Below are 18,494 nucleotides of genomic sequence, written 5' to 3'. Positions count from 1 at the left end.
TTTGATGTCCAAAATTTTGTTTCGTTCACCAACTCAAGGTTAGCTACTAAAAACTTTATTGATTACGTTTTGCTTGTTCAGTTTTCAAGGTTCATGTCGTTACTGTTTTCTCAACAGCAACTTTTATATAATATCATGTCGTTCGCTAGATGTCAACAACTAATTTTCGTTTGATTTAATTGTTTTTCAGTAGCTATCTTAACGACTTGTATAATACTACACTCTTAATTTTAAAAGGTCAACACTTTTTCTAAAAAAACTTTATAGTTTTTCACTTCATCGAGAAACTTCCTATATAAAAGGTTAAGAAAACAATTTAATATTAGACTCACAATCTGACGTTAATTTAATGTTTTATTGTTATATAAAATATAATTTTATCATAATTTCTATTAAAATAAATTGTTTTTCATTAAAAACAAAAACTCGGTATAGAAACCGAGTTTTTAAAATGGAAAGAAAAATGGAATTGCTAGCACCATGACAACAAACATAATAATCTGTAATGGCATTCCAATCTTCACAAAATCCATAAATTTATAACCGCCAGCTGTCATCACAAGCGCATTTGTTGGGGAAGCAATTGGTGTGACAAACGCCATACTCGCTGCTACAGCCACAGCAATCATAAATGTCGTTGGACTTGCTTCCATTGCAATTGCAGCATTCATAGCAATTGGCGCGAACAATACCGCAGTGGCAGTATTACTAATAAACTGACCAAAGACTGCAGTTAAAATGTAAACTCCAATCAGTACTCCGTAAGGTCCATAGTCACCAAGCGCATTGATAATACCATCAGATAAGATGGTCATCCCTCCTGTTTTCTCCAATGCTGTCGCCATCGGAAGCATTGCAGCTACAAGCACAATACTTTCAAAATTCATATTGCTGTATGCATCTTCCATATTACGCAAACAACCTGTTAATATCATCAATACGGCACCAATCATAACGGAAATAACAGCAGGGAAAATTTCAAAAGCCATTAACACAATCATTAAAAGCATAATGACACCAGCAATACCGGCTTTCCCTGTAGCTGCAGCTACACTAGCATGCTCCTTTGGCTGACCAACAACAACGACATCCTGTGTTTCCCTTGCAAGTAATAGAATTTCATCCCATGCACCTTGTACTAAAATGGCATCTCCAAATTTCAATTTATGCGTCACCATATCTTGAAGTTTATAGCCGCCTCTACGATTAATGCCAATTATATTAAGATTATATTTCTCTCGGAAGCCTAGGGAGCTGACAGTCTTATTAATAAAGCTAGAATTTGGTGTTAATAATACCTCAGCAATACCAAGATGCTTCGATACCAATTCATCAGCCTCTCCTTCAGCCAGTTCCTGCATCTCTAGACTATAATCAGAAGCAAAACGACGAATATTCTCTTCCTCACCTTGGACATACAATTCATCTTTGGCATGTATCACACTTGTCGGACCTGCCATTTCCTGATATGTCATCGGTAAAAAATTAATGCCTTCTTGAGATCGACGGTGAATTTTCATCATACATAGCGTATATTTGGCTGGAAGCTTTAATTCTGCTAATGTTGCGTCAATAATAGATGAACCCTCTGGCACAAACACTTTAAACAAACGATTGTTTAAATCATATTGCTTAATAATTTTCTTTGGAGATAGTTTATAGTCAGCTTTTGTTTGTGAGCGGTTTTTATCATTTGGTAATAGTTTATTTCGCACAAGTACTAAATAAGTAATACCAACAATCATCCCTACAATGCCAATGGGTGTTATTTCGAAAAAGCCTAGTTTATTGTAACCACGATCGACCAATAACTGACTAACAATTAGGTTTGTCGGTGAAGCAATAAGTGTCATAAGCCCAGAAAGACTTGCAACGTATGAAAGTGGCAGTAAAAATTTTGATGGGCTTTCCTTCATACTAATCGCAATACTAACAACTATTGGCATCATCAAAGCTACAGTACCTGTATTACTCATAAATGCACCGACAGAACCTACAATAATGAGCAATAACACAAATAATTTCAACTCACTATTACCTGACCACTTTAGTAGTAATTGCCCCGCCATCCCTGCGAGTCCTGTTCGTAGAATTCCTGCACCCACGACAAATAGCCCTGCAATCATTAAAACTACAGAGTTTGAAAACCCAGCTAGAGCCTCTGTAGGTGTTAAAATATCCATAATGACAAATGCTAGAAGTGACACAATCGCAACGAGATCCGCTCGTACTTTATTCGTCACAAACGCAAAAATTGTCGCTCCTAAAATAAGAAATGTTAATGTAAGTTGCACATCTAAGAATTCCTTTCTAATCATTAATCATTGTGATTTACTAAAGGTGATACGCATTTTTAATGGCTGCACCTCATGTTTGTTATATCACTTTGATTTATTATAACTTACCAAGAACTACATATAGGAAAGTTCACCATCTTTTCGAAATAAAATATTCATCACCATAGCGTGAGGTTGATTTCCGTTCCGGCTGGGTGCTTTCCTGGGGGCGTCCGATGAGCCGCTTGGGCCAACACGATGTTGGTCACGAAGGCGTTATCACAGGATGTGATGGTTTTAGCCTTCGTTTTCTAATCCCCAAGGAGTCACCCAGCCTCCACTCCAATCAACTTATATAAATAGCAATGTTTCAGCAAATGGTATACCAAACTTTTGTTAATAAAAATAAGTGCGGTATTAAACCACACTCTACTATCATGTATCGGCCTTACCTAGATTATTTTTGATAAAGATTATGCTCTTTAATATAGTCATAACAAGCGTCGGGGAGTAGGTATCTAGGTTCACCGCCCATTGCGAATTCTTCTCGAATATAGGTAGAGCTAATTTCCATCGCTAAACCTTTGTCAATTAAATGGAATCTTCCATCATCATGATTCCTTAAAATTGGAGAACGACTAATCGTTGATAACATATCGATCCCATGCCTTGCCATTACAATAAATTTGTTCTCAGCTACTAACGCCTCTCCTTTTTTCCACAATCCTGCGCCAATATCAACTAATAAATCGGCTCCCATAATAAAATGAATGTCATCATTAGGGTGCTGTTCTCTAAAATATTTCATCGTATCATACGTGTAAATGTTCCAGCCTTCTTGCTCCATTTCATATGAATCAGCAATAAAACGCTCATCCTTAGCAATAGCCAGCTGTAGCATATTCCATCGATGAGAATTCTCTGTTTTTATCTCCTTGTCCTTTCGTTTATTTGAACAAGGTAAAAAAATTACTTTATCTAATTTGCAACGATGTGCGACTGTGCTTGCAGTCCAAAGATGAACATTTGTAATTGGATCAAAGGACGATCCGTAAATTCCTATTCTCGCCATTATCTATCCCTCCATTCCTCTTCCCTTTTAGTTTCTTCCATTCATCATCTTCGTGACTTTTTCTTTAATTTCTTTAATTCTTGTCATTTTGTTATCCCAGCATGCTTGGCTTAAATCGACAGGATACTCTTCTGGATTCATTGTTCGTTTGTACTCACTCCATAGTAGATGTAAATTTTCTGCTACATATACTTGAATTTCTTGAAGTGTTGGTTCGTTGTAAAGAATAGATCCATTTACTACAATTTCTTGATGTAATTCTTTGGCTGTAAAATTCGTCACAAATTTACTGATATAAGTATGAACAGGGTGAAACATTTTCAAGCGTTTTTCCTCTTGCGGGTTTTCGTAGTCCAATGCAATATAATCCCCTTCAGCATGACCATTGTCTTTATTAATAATTCGATAGATACGCTTGCGGCCTGGAGTAGTTACTTTTTCAGGATTTCCGGAAATTTTGATGGTATCGACCATTTTCCCATTTCCATCTTCAATAGATACTAATTTGTATACTCCCCCAAGAGCTGCTTGATCGTAGGCTGTAATAAGCTTAGTTCCGATTCCCCATGTATCAATTTTTGCTCCTTGTGACTTCAAATTTATAATCGTGTATTCATCTAAATCATTCGATGCTATAATTTTCGCTTCAGTGAAACCAGCTTCATCTAGCATTTTTCTTGCTTTTTTTGAAAGATACGCTAAGTCTCCACTGTCCAAACGAATTCCTACAAAATTGGTTTTATCTCCAAACTCCTTTGCGACCCGAATTGCATTAGGAACACCTGAACGCAACGTATCATACGTATCTACTAAGAAAACACAATCTTTATGTGTACTTGCATACTTTGTAAATGCAGTGTATTCATCGCGATATGCCTGTATCATGGCATGTGCATGAGTACCTGACACAGGGATGCCAAATAATTTTCCAGCTCTTACATTGCTAGTTGCAGAAAATCCACCGATATAAGCCGCACGAGTTCCCCAAATGGCTGCATCAAATTCATGAGCCCGGCGAGTACCAAATTCCATCGCCACATCCATTCCAATCACTTGTTTAATGCGCGATGCCTTTGTTGCGATCAGAGTTTGGTAATTAACGATATTCAATAAAGGTGTTTCAATTAATTGAGCTTCTGCCAACGGAGCTTCAATTCGTAAAATAGGTTCATTAGCAAATACCAATTCACCTTCCTTCATTGCAGAAATAGTACCTGTAAATTTTAGATTTTGAAGGTATTTAAGAAAGCCCTCTGAATATTTCCCTTCCTCACGTAAATATTGAATATCACTATTAGAAAAACCAAAGTTTTCGATAAACTCCATCATCTTTTTTAAGCCTGCAAATATCGCATAGCCATTACCGAACGGAAGTTGTCGAAAGTACAGTTCAAAAACCGCTGTTTGATTTTGAGTACCATCACTCCAGTAAGTTTCCACCATATTTATTTGATATAAATCCGTGTGCAACATGAAGCTATCGTCTGCATATTTCATACCCCGTTCCTCCGTTTACATAATAGTAGCTCCGAGGGAATGCTCGAAATGTCCTAACGCCCACTCATGCCCCGCTTGATTAAAAGACGCCACTGCATTTTTATGAATAACAATGCTAAATCCTTTATTATAGGCATCTACCGCTGTATGAAGAACACAAATATCTGTACATACACCTATTAAATGCAGTTCAGTAATGCCTCTTTCACGCAATTTAATCTCTAAATCAGTTCCTGCAAATGCAGAATATCTTGTTTTATCCAAGTAGTAGACATGATTTAACTCTTTATTTTCTTCATATAGTTCTTTTAAGGAGCCAAATAGTTCCCTACCCCCTGTACCTCTAATATTATGAGGAGGAAAAAGCTTTGTTTCCGGGTGATAGCTATCATCTTTTTCATGAACATCAATGGCAAAAACTACAAAATCATCATTTGACATAAATTCCTTTGTTAATTGTGTATTTGCCTCTTCCAATAGTTGCCCCGGTTTTCGGCAAGTTAGAGCTCCATCTGGTGCTACAAAATCCACTGTATAATCAATATTAATCAATGCACGCTTTTGCATATTCCATCACTCCATTTTCTTTTTAATTAGTAATTAAAGAATTACAAATTACTATATTGAAAAATTATCAGGAAAGACAGGTGCTTTCCTAATGATAAATTGACTCTACGATTTCGAAGTCATTAAAAGTATATAATTGCGACGGTCTAAATGAATTTCTTTTTGTTTTCTTTGGTTTATCTTCTTCATCTAATACTTTTTCAATAAAAGGTAACTTGGGGGCTTTTGTAAAGAACACAGAATCATTTGAAATGCGTGGATCATCCCCCACTGTTAATAAAACCCTCTGCAGTTCAGATAAAGTAAATTCTTTTGGTAAAAAGTTTTTAGCAACCGTTGTTTGTATCATATCTTTCTTAATAAACTCTAAAGCGTCTGAAATAATTTTTCGATGATCAAAGGCTAATTCGAGTTTAAACACTTCACTTATATCGAATAGCTCTACTTCTGCCGCATCATCATTGGCTTGACGCTGGTCAATGTATACTTCCGGAACGATTGCATAAAAGGCATTCGAAATCATCCAACCCCGAGGATCACGATCTATGTCATCGTAGACACCAAAGTGTTTAACGTGTAGACCATCTACATTCGTTTCCTCCTTCAATTCTCTTTTAGCAGCCATATAAGCTGTTTCCCTTTTTGTCGCATCTACAAATCCACCGGGAAGCGCCCATTTTCCACCTTCGATATTTGGATTTCCTTCATGATCTTTATCAGCCCGTTTAATCAACATGATTTTAAGCGTCATCATTGGAGGTGCTTTTTCCTCTACTTTTTCGGATGTTATTGTAAAAATTGCGATATCTGATGTATACCCATCAGGTGTTATATATTTAGAAGAATCATAATTCGCAAGAACTTCTTCTTGTGAACGATATTTTGTCATTTTAAGATAACTCCTTTGATACCATGTTTTGCAGGAATGAAGATGAAGGTTTAAATAAAGCGTAATGCTTCAACTATATACAACTCCCTTAGAGAGCGAGTATTTGTTTTACTTCTTATGGTTTTCTCCTGCTCACACGGGTGGTAAAATTTTAGATCATCATCATAACGTGTGTGGTCGATTTCCGTTCCAGCTGGGCGCTTTCCTGGGGGCGTCCGATGAGCCGCTTCACTCGCGGTGCTCGCTCCAGGGTCTCGGGCCATCACGATGTTGGTCACGAAGGCGTTATCACAGGACGTGATGTTTTTAGCCTTCGTTCCTCTATTGCTAATCCCCAAGGAGTCGCCCAGCCTTCACTCCAATCAACTTATATATGGCATATGTTTACCAAATGTCATCTGGAAATTTGGACACTACTTCATTATATTTTCTATAAATCGCTATCAGTAATTCGTAATTCATGAATTACTATTTAATAACATGATAACTTTTCCAGTTAACAATTTCAACTCTTTTAATAAAAAAAGAAAAAATTCATTAAAAAAGCATAAACAAAGCATTTCTGCCTTATTTATGCCTTTCGTATTAATTAATTCACTAATTGATTGTTCAAAAGAATACCATCCTGAACAACAACTCGCCCATTTTTAATTACAGTATTCGTATGATTCATGCCATAGAAATATTGTAACTGCTTGTAATTGGCAACATCCAATATAATGACGTCAGCTTGTTTGCCCGCTTCAAGAGAGCCAATTTGATGTCCACGGTTAAGTGCATATGCAGCATTAATAGTTGTCGCTGTTAACACTTCCTCTAGCGTCATGCCCATATGCATACAAGCTAAATTCATGATAAAGGGTAGACTCATCGTTGGGGATGAGCCAGGGTTAAAGTCAGTTGATATAGCTACAGGTACCCCTTCATCGATCATTAGGCGTCCTCTTGCAAATGGCGCACGTAAGAAGAATGCTGTTCCAGGTAGCAACACGGCAATCGTTCCAGCTTCAGCCATTTTTTGTATACCCTCATCAGAAGCAACTAGTAAATGCTCCGCCGAAATCGCCCCTACTTCCGCTGCAAGCTCCGCTCCCTTATAAGGCTCAATTTCATCTGCATGAATTTTCGGTGTTAACCCCAACGCTTTTCCAGCCTCTAAAATGCGTTGTGATTGCTCTGGCGTAAATACACCTTTTTCACAAAATACATCATTGAATTCTGCAAGGTTTAGCTCAGCTACTTTCGGCAACATGTCATGAATGACTACATCCACAAATTCATCCTCACGTCCTTTATAGTCACGTGGCACCGCATGCGCCCCCATAAAGGTACTAACGACATCAATGTCATGTGTGGCTTGCAATTCCTTAGCTACTTCAAGCTGTTTCTTTTCAGTTTCCCAATCCAAACCATAGCCTGATTTTGCCTCAACCGTTGTAACACCATGCTTTAAAAACACATCTAAATGATTCATAGTTTTTCCATATAAATCACCAAAGCTAGTTTCTCGAGTCCGCTTTGTTGTGGCATGAATCCCGCCACCCGCATTCATAATTTCCATATATGTGGCACCGTTGAGTCGCATATTAAACTCCTGCTCCCGTGTACCTCCATGAACTAAATGTGTATGACAATCAACAAGACCTGGCATAACAACCTTACCTGAGGCGTCAATAACCTCAGCCACCTTTATAAGATCAGGGAAGTCCGCTTTTAGCTGGGCAATGGGCCCTACTGCTATAATGCTATTTCCCTCCATTAAAACACTGCCATTTTCCAGGACCGCAATTTCACGCATTTGTTCTTTTGTACGAGGACCTTGAACGGCACTTTTTAACGTGATCACTTCATTGGCGTTTTTGATTAAAATTGTCACTTCGCATCATCCTTTAGCATTGGTATACGCACACCTTTGTTCTTTGCCGTGTTAATGGCAATTTCATAGCCAGCATCTGCGTGACGCACAACACCCATTCCTGGATCGGAAATTAACACTCGCCCAATCTTCTCAGCGGCTAGCTCAGAACCATCCGCTACCAACACTTGGCCAGCATGTTGAGAATAACCCATACCTACACCACCACCGTGATGCACACTTACCCAGCTAGCACCACTTGCTGTATTAACAAGTGCATTTAGAATTGGCCAATCCGATACTGCGTCAGAGCCATCAAGCATACCCTCTGTTTCACGATTTGGTGATGCAACAGAGCCTGAGTCTAGATGATCTCGACCAAAGACAATCGGTGCTGATAGCTCACCATTGGCAACCATTTCATTAACCTTCAATGCAAAACGATGACGATCACCATAGCCTAACCAGCAAATTCGTGCCGGTAACCCTTGCCATTTCACCATTTTTTGCGCCATATCAATCCAATTTACTAGACCTTCATCTTCAGCAAACATTTCTTTTGCAAGTGCATCTGTTTTATAAATGTCCTCAGGGTTACCAGAAAGTGCAGCCCAACGGAATGGCCCTTTCCCCTCACAGAATAATGGACGAATGTACGCCGGAACAAAGCCAGGGAAGTCAAAGGCATTCGTTACACCTATCTCTTTGGCATAAGCACGAATATTATTACCGTAATCAAATACTTCTGCACCCACCTGTTGGAATTCAAGCATTGTACGAACATGCTCAGCCATCGTCTCTTTTGCTCTTCGCTCATACGTTTTTACATCACTTTTACGCAGTTCAAGCGCTTCCCCAAACGTCATGCCATTTGGAACATAGCCATTTATCGGATCATGGGCAGATGTTTGGTCAGTTACAAAATCAGGGATAATTCCTCGGTTCAACAGCTCACGATTCACGTCTGCACAGTTGCCAACAAGACCAATCGACGCAGGCTCTTTTTGGTCACGTAGCTTATTGACTAATTCAATAGCTTCATCTACTGTCTCCACAAGATAATCACAGTAGCCCTCTTTTATTTTACGTTCAATTCGAGCACGATCCACTTCGACTACTAAAATGACAGCGCCAGCCATTTTCCCAGCTAAAGGCTGTGCACCACTCATACCACCCATACCACCTGTAAGGATGAATTTACCGCGTAAATCTGCTGTGCCAAATACTTTTTTACCTGCCTCTATGAATGATAAATACGTTCCTTGTAAAATGCCTTGTGCGCCAATATAAATCCAGCTACCAGCCGTCATTTGACCGTACATCATTAAATCGCGGTCCTCTAACTCATAAAAATGCTCCCAATTTGCCCATGCTGGCACTAAATTAGAATTTGCAATTAATACACGTGGCGCATGTTCATGTGTACGGAATACAGCTACCGGTTTTCCTGATTGAATAAGAAGTGTTTCATCATTCTCTAATTCTTTTAATGACGCAATAATTTGCTCATAGCTTTCCCAATTACGCGCTGCCTTCCCGATACCACCGTAAACGATTAGTTCATCTGGATTTTCTGCTACTTCAGGATCTAGATTGTTCATTAACATACGCATTGCAGCTTCCTGCGTCCAACCCTTACAATTTAGTTCATTTCCACGTGGTGCACGGATATTTGTTTTGACTACCATAAAAAACACGCTCCTTTAAAATAGTAAAAATGCTATTGGTGTTACGATGATTAACGTTAATACGACACGTTCAAACCAAATGATTATAATTTGGCGCAATGTCACTGGAATTTCAGTTGATAAAATAAGTGGTATAACAGCCGAAAAGAACAAAATTGCTGAAATCGATACAACTGCCACAATAAATTTCGTCACAAGTGCTGCTTGTGTGACAACAAGTGCCGGTAAAAATACTTCTGCTAAAGATAATGACAGCGCTTTCGCAGCTAAAAATGGTTCTGGAATTTGTAGTACATATGTGAATGGTACAAAAATATACGAAAGCCAATCAAAAATTGGTGTATATGTTGCAAGTACAAGTCCTAAAAGACCAACTGATAGAATCGATGGCATAACCCCCATCGTCATGATGAAGCCATCTTTTAAATTCATCCATAAAATTTTAGATAAAGGTGGATTTTGTTCGACTGCATCCATCGCTTGACGCCATGCTTCTTTAAAACGGTCCTTCTTGATAATCTTTTCTGGCTGCGGCGTCGCGCCCTCGTAGTATTCATCCTTCATTGTACGAATTGGATAAATGCGCACTGTTAAGGCTGTGACCAAAAATGTTACAACGAGCGACACCCAGAAAAATGCATTCCAATGCTGCATCATATCCAGCGTACCGGCAATAACAACCATAAACGTTACAGATACAGTCGAGAAGCCTGTTCCAATAATCACGGCTTCCTTCGCTGTGTAGCGGCCTTCCGTATAAAGACGGTTTGTTAAAAGCAATCCAACCGAATAACTACCGACAAATGAAGCTACTGCATCCACCGCTGAACGTCCTGATGTTTTAAAAACAGGTTTCATAAATGGCTGTGCTAAAACACCGATGTATTCAAGTAATCCGTAGCTCACTAGCAGTGCTAAAAACAAAGATCCGATCGGAATTAGTATTCCCACTGGCTTAACAAGCTTCTCCAGTAAATACGGGCCAATACTTTCATCCGCTAACCATGCAGGGGCTATATTGAAAATTAACAAAATCCCCGCAATCATACCGCCCACTTTAAGGATTGACATCACCATATTAACTGTCGACTTATTCCATTTCTTTGTCAGGAATGGATGAATCGCTCCACCTACAAGCATTACGAGTACATATGCAGTTACAAGCAGTGGCGCTTCGGTGCGAATAAAATTTACGATGTGATCAATTAAAATTGAATTCTTACCTTGCCATTCAAAGGATACAAAGAAACTGAATATTCCGACTATACTGCAGATAAACATCTTAATAGCGGAGGAGATTCGAAATTGCGAATCTCGCTCCAGCTCTCGTTGATGAAATTCCATACTACTCCCCCCGATGTAAGTGCTTTTTCTGAAAGAAATCTCTAGGCCATCAAAACTAGTTAAAGGATTTTTTGGATTTTCTCTAGGAAGCTATTGCCTTAAAACTTACTTATACTCATTTAATAGAACATCACTCGTTAACAAATACTCTGAAAGCGCTTCAATTTCATCGCCGATAGGTTGATCCGCTAACAGCGGCGGACAAAACTCACGCACTTTTTCTAAAAACTTTAGCGTTGTTGGAGATAACTGCTCCTCTGCCTTATCTAAATGGATAGCCTGCGATGCACAAATCATTTCTATTGCAATGACACGAGCGGCATTGTGTACGATTTGACGTACTTGGCGTGCTGATGTTGTACCCATGCTCACATGATCCTCTTGGTTACCTGATGTCGGTATGGAATCCACACTTGAAGGATGTGCCAATACTTTATTCTCAGATACGATAGAGGCTGCTGTATATTGAGCAATCATCAGTCCACATTCAATACCAGGATTTGTCGCTAAAAATGGAGGCAAACCTTCATTAAGCTGTGGATTAACCATGCGTTCTGTACGTCGCTCCGAAATATTAGCCCATTCACATACACCGACTTTTAAAAAGTCCATTGCTAATGCAATTGGTTGACCGTGGAAATGCCCACCAGACAATACTTCTCCATTTTCTAAAACAATCGGATTATCTGTCGTTGCATTCATTTCAGTTTGCACACGCTCCTGAGCATAGAAAAATGACTGCCATGAAGCACCATGCACTTGTGGAATGCAACGTAGTGAATAGGCATCCTGCATACGGATTTCACCTTGCTTTGTCACACGTTTACTTCCATCAAGCCACTTACGGATTCGTCCACCAACAAGCTCTAATTCCGGGTGTGGTCTTACTGCCAAAAGAGCTGGATCAAATGCGGAAGTAATCCCCTTTAGTGCCTCAAGCGTTAAACTTGCTGCCATATCTGCTGCTAGCCCTATACGCTCTGCCTCATTCACTGTTAAAACTCCGATTCCCGTCATCGCTTGTGTACCATTTACAAGTGCTAGCCCTTCCTTAGCTTGTAGTCGGACAGGTTTTAGCCCAGCTTGCTGTAACGCCGCACTGCCACTCATCATCTCTCCATTAAACTCCGCCTTCCCTTCACCTATTAGCACTAAAGCCAAATGTGATAACGGCGCTAAATCTCCACTTGCTCCTACTGAACCTTGAGAAGGTACAATCGGATGGACTCCCTTATTTATAAGATTCAATAGCAGCTCCACTGTTTCCAGACGAATTCCTGAAAAACCTCGAGCTAAAGCATTGGCACGTAAAACCATCATGGCACGTACAACATCTGTTGGAAACGGCGCACCAACACCAGTTGCATCTGAGCGTAATAAATTCAACTGTAAAAGCTCAATGTCTTCCTCTTCAATCTTTATATTACTTAGCTTTCCAAAGCCTGTATTCACACCATAAATGGTTTGGCCCTCAGCTAAGCGTTTTTCAATTCGCTCCCTACTTAAACGGATACGCTCCACACTGTCTGCAGATAGTGCAACCGTAGCAAGGCCATTTACAATTCCCCCTATTTGCTGCCTTGTTAATGTCTTGCCATCAAGCTCGATAATAGACTTCATACTGCCATCCCCCTGTTTCCTTTATAACTATGCAAAAATGCTCTTAATCCATTTCACTATCGCTACAAAAGATAAATAACAATTACTCTAACTACATTGTACTAACTACTTTTTTCAGAAAATAGGGAATTTTAAAAGAGAATACATGAATTATTTCAGATTTTTTGTTATTTTAACAATATAATCGTATTTTTTTACGAAACTAGATAATTTTAAGGGGTGAGTTTGTAGTTATGAAATTGTTATTAATTGATAGAGACTCCGCTGATCTTTCAGGTATTCGTTGGTTTTTACATACATATTTTCCTGGCGATGTAGCCATCGAAATAAGTACAACTATTAATGAGGCACTTCAAAGTATCCAGCAATTTGAGCCTGAAGTGATACTACTAAACATTGACCTATTCTCGAATAATCGCTTAACTGCACTTTATCGTGTTTTACAAAAACATTCAGGAACTATTTTAGCTATGACAACAGAGCCATTATTTAAAAATGCATTAAGGGCAATCGATTTACAGGTCGCATATCTCTTCGTTAAACCAATTGATTTAGAAGTATTAAAGCAAAAACTCACTGTTATTTCCCTTCAAACACCAAAGGCAGAAGCAGTGTATCAAGAAGCTACAGATGAATCTTTTTACGATCAACTATTTTTAGATAGTAAAACTAGTACCCTAGAGACAAATATACACTTCACCATGATCGAGCCTGAGCATTCCGATATGTTTAACAAACTGTACAACTGGCTTCAGCAAACGCCTATTTATTCTAGTATGAGGATTTATCCTTTATCAGAAAGAATTGTTTGCTTATTCCAAACAAATGATTTAGAGAAAGATGTTCGTACATTAATCAAGGAATGGCGATTGACAAATAATAGCTCTTTCAATATTGGGATATACGATGGGGAACCTACAACTATGAAGAATATGTATACCTTAACGAAGCGTGCACTTCGTCAAAGCTTTTACGAAGGCTATGGGCACATTTTTTATACGAGTAAACAGTTGAAGACACAGCCCTTCGATCCTTTACTAACACCCGAAGAGCAACAATTGTTGATAAGTAGTTTAGAGGACGGGAATATTGAAGCTGTCAAAGCATTTTTATATCGACTATTTAATGAAGGAATTTATTACGAGCAAGATGACTTACGTATTCATTTAACAAGTGTTTTGGCGCAAATCCGCCGCTTTATGCTGAAGTATAAATTACACGAGAAAGCTGCCATTGAGCAAAATTATCGTCAGCTTTTTCATTTAATTATTGAGCATCCTATATTTTATACCATTCAAAATGGCATCATATCATTTACACAAAAACTGATTGAATTGGCCCGTGAGGCACGAATGGAGAAACGGGCCGATTATGTAGAACTGGCCATAGAAATTATCGACCAACAATTTCAGAATAGCGGGTTATCTTTACCTTACGTTGCCCATAAACTGGGTATTAGCCCCAATTATTTAAGTACGATTTTTTCAAAGAAGCAAGGCTTGCCACTTAAACGCTACCTGCAGCAAGTCCGAATTCATAACGCTACAAAAATGCTTGTAGAAACTGATTTTGCCATTAGCGAAATTGCCTATTTAAATGGTTTTGAAGACTCGAATTACTTCATTAAAATTTTTAAACAGCACATCGGAATTACTCCTCATCGTTATCGTAAAACATAAAAAGGCTAAATAAGTAACATGGAGTGGATTTCCGTTCCAACTAGGAGTTCGTACGAAAGAGTAGCGGATAGAGGCTTTATTTTCGCGGGATCTCATCGATATCTGATCCCCAAGAAGTGAAATGCCCAACCTTAACTGTAATCAAGTATTATTTTCAATTATCATATTCTATTTTCAATAAGAATAAATAAACAAAAGAGTTCATTTTAATTTCTTTTATTCTTGAGCTTGCTCTTCTTTATAACTTATTTTTAAGTAATTCTCGAAAATGTTTAAAAAAACTAAATTAGTGGTAAATGTTATTCATAACTCCTTTAAATTCAGCATATATTTATAGTTTATATCTTACTATAAAGATTCTTTAACAATAATAATTATAATTTACTAGCAATTCTAGTTTGTGTTTGTTATAGTTATTGATGAAGAGTTTGACTCACAATTTTTCTTCAGGAGGTAAACTAATATGACAAATGAAAATGATCGTAGCCGTCGATTTACAACAGCAGGTGGCGCTCCAGTAGTAAGCAACCACGATTCAATGTCAGCAGGTCCTCGTGGTCCTCTATTACTTCAGGATGTATGGCTAGTTGAGAAATTAGCAAACTTCAACCGTGAAGTTATTCCTGAACGTCGTATGCACGCTAAAGGTTCAGGTGCATTCGGTACTTTCACTGTAACGCATGATATTACTAAATATACAAAAGCAAAAATCTTCTCAGAAGTTGGGAAGAAGACTGAAATGTTTGCACGCTTCTCCACAGTTGCAGGTGAACGTGGTGCAGCGGATGCTGAGCGCGATATTCGTGGCTTTGCACTTAAGTTCTATACTGAAGAAGGTAACTGGGATTTAGTTGGTAACAACACACCTGTATTCTTCTTCCGTGATCCTTTACACTTCACAGATTTAAACCACGTGGTAAAACGTGACCCACGTACAAATATGAAAAATGCGAATTCAAACTGGGATTTCTGGACTTCATTACCAGAGGCGCTTCACCAAGTAACAATCGTTATGTCTGATCGTGGTATTCCGTCAGGTTACCGCAATATGCATGGTTTCGGTTCTCACACTTATAGCTTTATTAATGAAGAAAATGAGCGCGTATGGGTTAAATTCCACTTTACTACAGAGCAAGGCATTAAAAACTTAACTGGTGCCGAGGCTGCTGAAGTGATTAGTAATGACCGTGAATCTTCACAACGCGATCTATATGAGGCAATTGAAAATAGCGATTTCCCTAAATGGAAAATGTATATTCAAGTAATGACAGAGGAACAAGCACGTGAATTACCATATAACCCATTTGATTTAACGAAAGTATGGTATAAAAAAGACTTCCCATTAATTCCTGTGGGGGAATTCGAGTTAAATAAAAATGCGGACAACTACTTTGCGGAAGTTGAGCAAGCTGCATTTGCACCATCTAACATTATTCCTGGTATTAGCTTCTCGCCAGACAAAATGTTACAGGCTCGTATCTTTGCATATGGAGATGCACAGCGCTACCGTTTAGGAGTGAACCACTACTCGCTTCCTGTAAACGCACCAAAATGTCCATTCCGTACGTTCCACCGTGATGGTGCTATGCGTTTCGACGGCAATCTTGGTTCAACTTTAGGCTATGAACCAAATAGCTATGGTGAATGGGAGCATAATTTAGACTACAAGGAGCCTGAATTACGTATTGATGGTAATGCTGGTATCCATGACTTCCGTGAAGACGACAACAATTACTTCGAGCAGCCGGGTAAATTATTCCGCCTAATGACTGCTGAACAACAACAACGCCTATTCGAAAATACTGCTAATGATATGGCGTCAGTTGAAGAGTTCATCAAACGTCGCCATATCCTGCACTGCTATCTAGCTGATCCAGCATATGGTGAAGGTGTAGCAAAAGCTATGGGTCTTTCATTAGAAGGCGTGGATCTTTCAAACCCATACGTAAAACAACCAACTAACGTTTAATTCTCCACATATTCCAAATATTATTGATATCCAAATCCAACTTTTTACTCCATGTGAAGGGCAACCTCACATGGAGTTTTTTTATCTTAATGACCAAAAAAGGCTTATATCTGATAGATACAAGCCTGCTCTAATAATTATTGATAAATTTGACTGCCTGCCTTTTTAAATTCCTCGGCTTTCTCCTGCATACCTTTGTGGATTGCTTCAGTAGTATTTAGGTCTCCTTCTTTTGCATAATTACGAATATCCTGTGAGATTCTCATACTACAAAACTTAGGGCCACACATTGAACAGAAGTGCGCAGTTTTCGCCCCTTCTGCAGGCAATGTTTCATCATGGTATTCGACTGCACGCTCTGGATCAAGCGATAGGTTGAATTGATCCCGCCAGCGGAATTCAAAGCGTGCCTTAGATAGTGCATCGTCACGCTGCTGTGCTCCCGGATGCCCTTTCGCTAAATCTGCCGCGTGTGCAGCAATTTTATACGTAATAACCCCTACACGAACATCCTCACGATTTGGTAAGCCTAGATGCTCTTTAGGCGTCACATAACATAGCATTGCTGTACCATACCAACCGATCATCGCAGCACCAATAGCCGATGTAATATGGTCATAGCCAGGAGCAATATCTGTTGTCAGTGGCCCTAAAGTATAAAAAGGAGCTTCCTTACACACCTCTAATTGCTTATCCATATTTTCTTTAATAAGATGCATTGGCACATGCCCTGGTCCCTCTACCATCACCTGTACATCATGCTTCCAGGCGATTTGCGTTAATTCCCCTAGCGTTTCTAGCTCCGCAAACTGAGCCTCATCATTTGCATCTGCAATAGAACCAGGACGTAAACCATCACCTAAAGAGAAGGCAACATCATAGGTTTTCATAATTTCGCAAATTTCTTCAAAATGAGTATATAAGAAGCTTTCTTGATGGTGATATAAACACCACTGTGCCATAATCGAGCCTCCTCGAGACACTATGCCTGTTACACGATTAGCCGTTAATGGCACATAGCGTAGCAATACCCCTGCATGAATCGTGAAGTAATCAACACCTTGCTCTGCCTGTTCGATTAACGTATCACGATACACTTCCCACGTTAAATCCTCTGCCACACCATTTACTTTTTCTAACGCTTGATAAATCGGCACCGTTCCCACTGGCACCGCGGCATTACGGATAATCCATTCACGTGTCGTATGAATATGCTTACCAGTAGATAAATCCATAATGTTATCAGCACCCCAGCGTGTAGCCCACGTCATTTTTTCTACCTCTTCTGCAATAGAGGATGACACCGCTGAATTTCCAATATTGGCGTTAATTTTTACGTGGAAGTTACGTCCAATAATCATCGGCTCTGCCTCAGGGTGATTAATATTAGATGGCAAAATAGCACGTCCTGCCGCGATCTCTGAGCGCACAAATTCTGGGTCCATATTTTCGCGAATCGCTACAAATTCCATTTCTGGAGTAATAATTCCCTTTCGTGCATAGTGAAGCTGTGTTACATTTTTACCTTTCTTCGCACGCAAAGGCTTTCTAGATAAATCCGGAAAAACATTTTCATTCATTCGTGGATCATCAGCTTTACGGAATCCATTATCTTCTGGCTTGATAGTACGACCTTCGTATTCTTCAACGTCACCTCGTTCTTTGATCCATACACTACATAAAGCTGGCAATCCTTTTGTAATATCCACCTTATATGCAGGATCAGTGTACGGGCCGCTCGTATCATAAACACGTACTGGCGCATTTTCCTCTTCACCAAAGCTTCCTGTCGTCGGACTTAGAGCAATTTCACGCATTGGCACTAAAATATCTGGTCGAGATCCTTCTACGTAAACTTTTTTACTTCCTTCAAAACTTGACATAATCGTAATATTCTTGTCGCTAACTGTTGTCATAAACTACTTCGCTCCCTTTTACATTTATTCCAAGGACCGAATCTAGCTCACCCCAACAAAAACAAAAAGCCGAATCCAAAAAAAAATTTGGATCCGGCTAAGAATGTAAAGGTATAGTTATT

Annotated in this window: 12 protein-coding genes; 2 read left to right on the top strand and 10 right to left on the bottom strand. The window is 39.1% G+C overall.

Annotated elements, in window-relative coordinates:
• Positions 1 to 446: 446 nt before the first annotated feature.
• From ABH968_RS16160 to hutH, 9 genes are all read right to left on the bottom strand, one after another.
• Complete coding sequence (locus ABH968_RS16160; RefSeq protein ID WP_370045517.1) at positions 447 to 2,318, bottom strand: SLC13 family permease; 1,872 nt, start codon at positions 2,316 to 2,318, stop codon at positions 447 to 449.
• A 415-nt stretch (positions 2,319 to 2,733) separates the two neighbouring features.
• Positions 2,734 to 3,348 (bottom strand): nicotinate-nucleotide adenylyltransferase, encoded by a 615-nt coding sequence (gene nadD / locus ABH968_RS16155; RefSeq protein WP_370045515.1) that lies wholly within the window; start codon positions 3,346 to 3,348, stop codon positions 2,734 to 2,736.
• 27 nt (positions 3,349 to 3,375) lie between these two features.
• Positions 3,376 to 4,845, bottom strand: a complete 1,470-nt coding sequence (locus ABH968_RS16150; RefSeq protein ID WP_370045513.1) for a nicotinate phosphoribosyltransferase — start codon at positions 4,843 to 4,845, stop codon at positions 3,376 to 3,378.
• Positions 4,846 to 4,860: 15 nt separating this feature from the next.
• On the bottom strand, positions 4,861 to 5,412 hold the full coding sequence (locus tag ABH968_RS16145) for a cysteine hydrolase family protein (protein ID WP_370045511.1): 552 nt from the start codon (positions 5,410 to 5,412) through the stop codon (positions 4,861 to 4,863).
• 88 nt (positions 5,413 to 5,500) lie between these two features.
• Positions 5,501 to 6,301 carry an NUDIX domain-containing protein gene (locus ABH968_RS16140; protein WP_370045509.1) on the bottom strand — a complete coding sequence of 267 codons (801 nt, stop codon included), beginning with the start codon at positions 6,299 to 6,301 and terminating at the stop codon, positions 5,501 to 5,503.
• Positions 6,302 to 6,890: 589 nt separating this feature from the next.
• Positions 6,891 to 8,177: an imidazolonepropionase gene (hutI, locus tag ABH968_RS16135; protein WP_370045507.1), complete on the bottom strand. Its 1,287-nt coding sequence runs from the start codon at positions 8,175 to 8,177 to the stop codon at positions 6,891 to 6,893.
• Positions 8,174 to 9,844, bottom strand: a complete 1,671-nt coding sequence (gene hutU / locus ABH968_RS16130; protein ID WP_370045505.1) for a urocanate hydratase — start codon at positions 9,842 to 9,844, stop codon at positions 8,174 to 8,176. The genes hutI and hutU overlap by 4 nt, the downstream gene beginning before the upstream one ends.
• 15 nt (positions 9,845 to 9,859) lie before the next feature.
• Positions 9,860 to 11,188, bottom strand: coding sequence for a YjiH family protein (locus ABH968_RS16125; protein ID WP_370045503.1), 1,329 nt, complete (start codon positions 11,186 to 11,188; stop codon positions 9,860 to 9,862).
• Between the two features lie 105 nt (positions 11,189 to 11,293).
• Positions 11,294 to 12,808 carry a histidine ammonia-lyase gene (gene hutH, locus ABH968_RS16120; RefSeq protein WP_370045501.1) on the bottom strand — a complete coding sequence of 505 codons (1,515 nt, stop codon included), beginning with the start codon at positions 12,806 to 12,808 and terminating at the stop codon, positions 11,294 to 11,296.
• A gap of 233 nt (positions 12,809 to 13,041) precedes the next feature.
• On the opposite strand from hutH, the gene ABH968_RS16115 reads away from it, so the two are divergent.
• Both ABH968_RS16115 and ABH968_RS16110 read left to right on the top strand, forming a co-directional pair.
• Positions 13,042 to 14,487 (top strand): helix-turn-helix domain-containing protein, encoded by a 1,446-nt coding sequence (locus ABH968_RS16115; protein ID WP_370045499.1) that lies wholly within the window; start codon positions 13,042 to 13,044, stop codon positions 14,485 to 14,487.
• Between the two features lie 463 nt (positions 14,488 to 14,950).
• The gene (locus ABH968_RS16110; protein ID WP_370045497.1) at positions 14,951 to 16,456 is read left to right on the top strand and encodes a catalase; all 1,506 of its coding nucleotides are present in this window, start codon (positions 14,951 to 14,953) and stop codon (positions 16,454 to 16,456) included.
• 137 nt (positions 16,457 to 16,593) lie between these two features.
• On the opposite strand, the gene thiC is transcribed toward ABH968_RS16110, so the two are convergent.
• The gene (gene thiC / locus ABH968_RS16105) at positions 16,594 to 18,372 is read right to left on the bottom strand and encodes a phosphomethylpyrimidine synthase ThiC (protein WP_370045495.1); all 1,779 of its coding nucleotides are present in this window, start codon (positions 18,370 to 18,372) and stop codon (positions 16,594 to 16,596) included.
• Positions 18,373 to 18,494 lie beyond the last annotated feature (122 nt).

This window comes from Lysinibacillus sp. RC79, assembly GCF_041262405.1.
In the GTDB taxonomy this organism is placed as follows: domain Bacteria; phylum Bacillota; class Bacilli; order Bacillales_A; family Planococcaceae; genus Lysinibacillus.
The sequence above is the reverse complement of the archived record's forward strand: the minus strand, read 5'-3'. Positions and strand labels throughout refer to the sequence as shown.

Bases quoted from the DNA above. Each gene is read 5' to 3' on its own strand.
- hutH (WP_370045501.1), bottom strand. From the start codon at position 12,808: ATGAAGTCTATTATCGAGCTTGATGGCAAGACATTAACAAGGCAGCAA.
- nadD (WP_370045515.1), bottom strand. From the start codon at position 3,348: ATGGCGAGAATAGGAATTTACGGATCGTCCTTTGATCCAATTACAAAT.
- ABH968_RS16145 (WP_370045511.1), bottom strand. From the start codon at position 5,412: ATGCAAAAGCGTGCATTGATTAATATTGATTATACAGTGGATTTTGTA.
- thiC (WP_370045495.1), bottom strand. From the start codon at position 18,372: ATGACAACAGTTAGCGACAAGAATATTACGATTATGTCAAGTTTTGAA.
- ABH968_RS16140 (WP_370045509.1), bottom strand. From the start codon at position 6,301: ATGACAAAATATCGTTCACAAGAAGAAGTTCTTGCGAATTATGATTCT.
- hutU (WP_370045505.1), bottom strand. From the start codon at position 9,844: ATGGTAGTCAAAACAAATATCCGTGCACCACGTGGAAATGAACTAAAT.
- ABH968_RS16115 (WP_370045499.1), top strand. From the start codon at position 13,042: ATGAAATTGTTATTAATTGATAGAGACTCCGCTGATCTTTCAGGTATT.
- ABH968_RS16110 (WP_370045497.1), top strand. From the start codon at position 14,951: ATGACAAATGAAAATGATCGTAGCCGTCGATTTACAACAGCAGGTGGC.
- ABH968_RS16125 (WP_370045503.1), bottom strand. From the start codon at position 11,188: ATGGAATTTCATCAACGAGAGCTGGAGCGAGATTCGCAATTTCGAATC.
- ABH968_RS16150 (WP_370045513.1), bottom strand. From the start codon at position 4,845: ATGAAATATGCAGACGATAGCTTCATGTTGCACACGGATTTATATCAA.
- ABH968_RS16160 (WP_370045517.1), bottom strand. From the start codon at position 2,318: ATGATTAGAAAGGAATTCTTAGATGTGCAACTTACATTAACATTTCTT.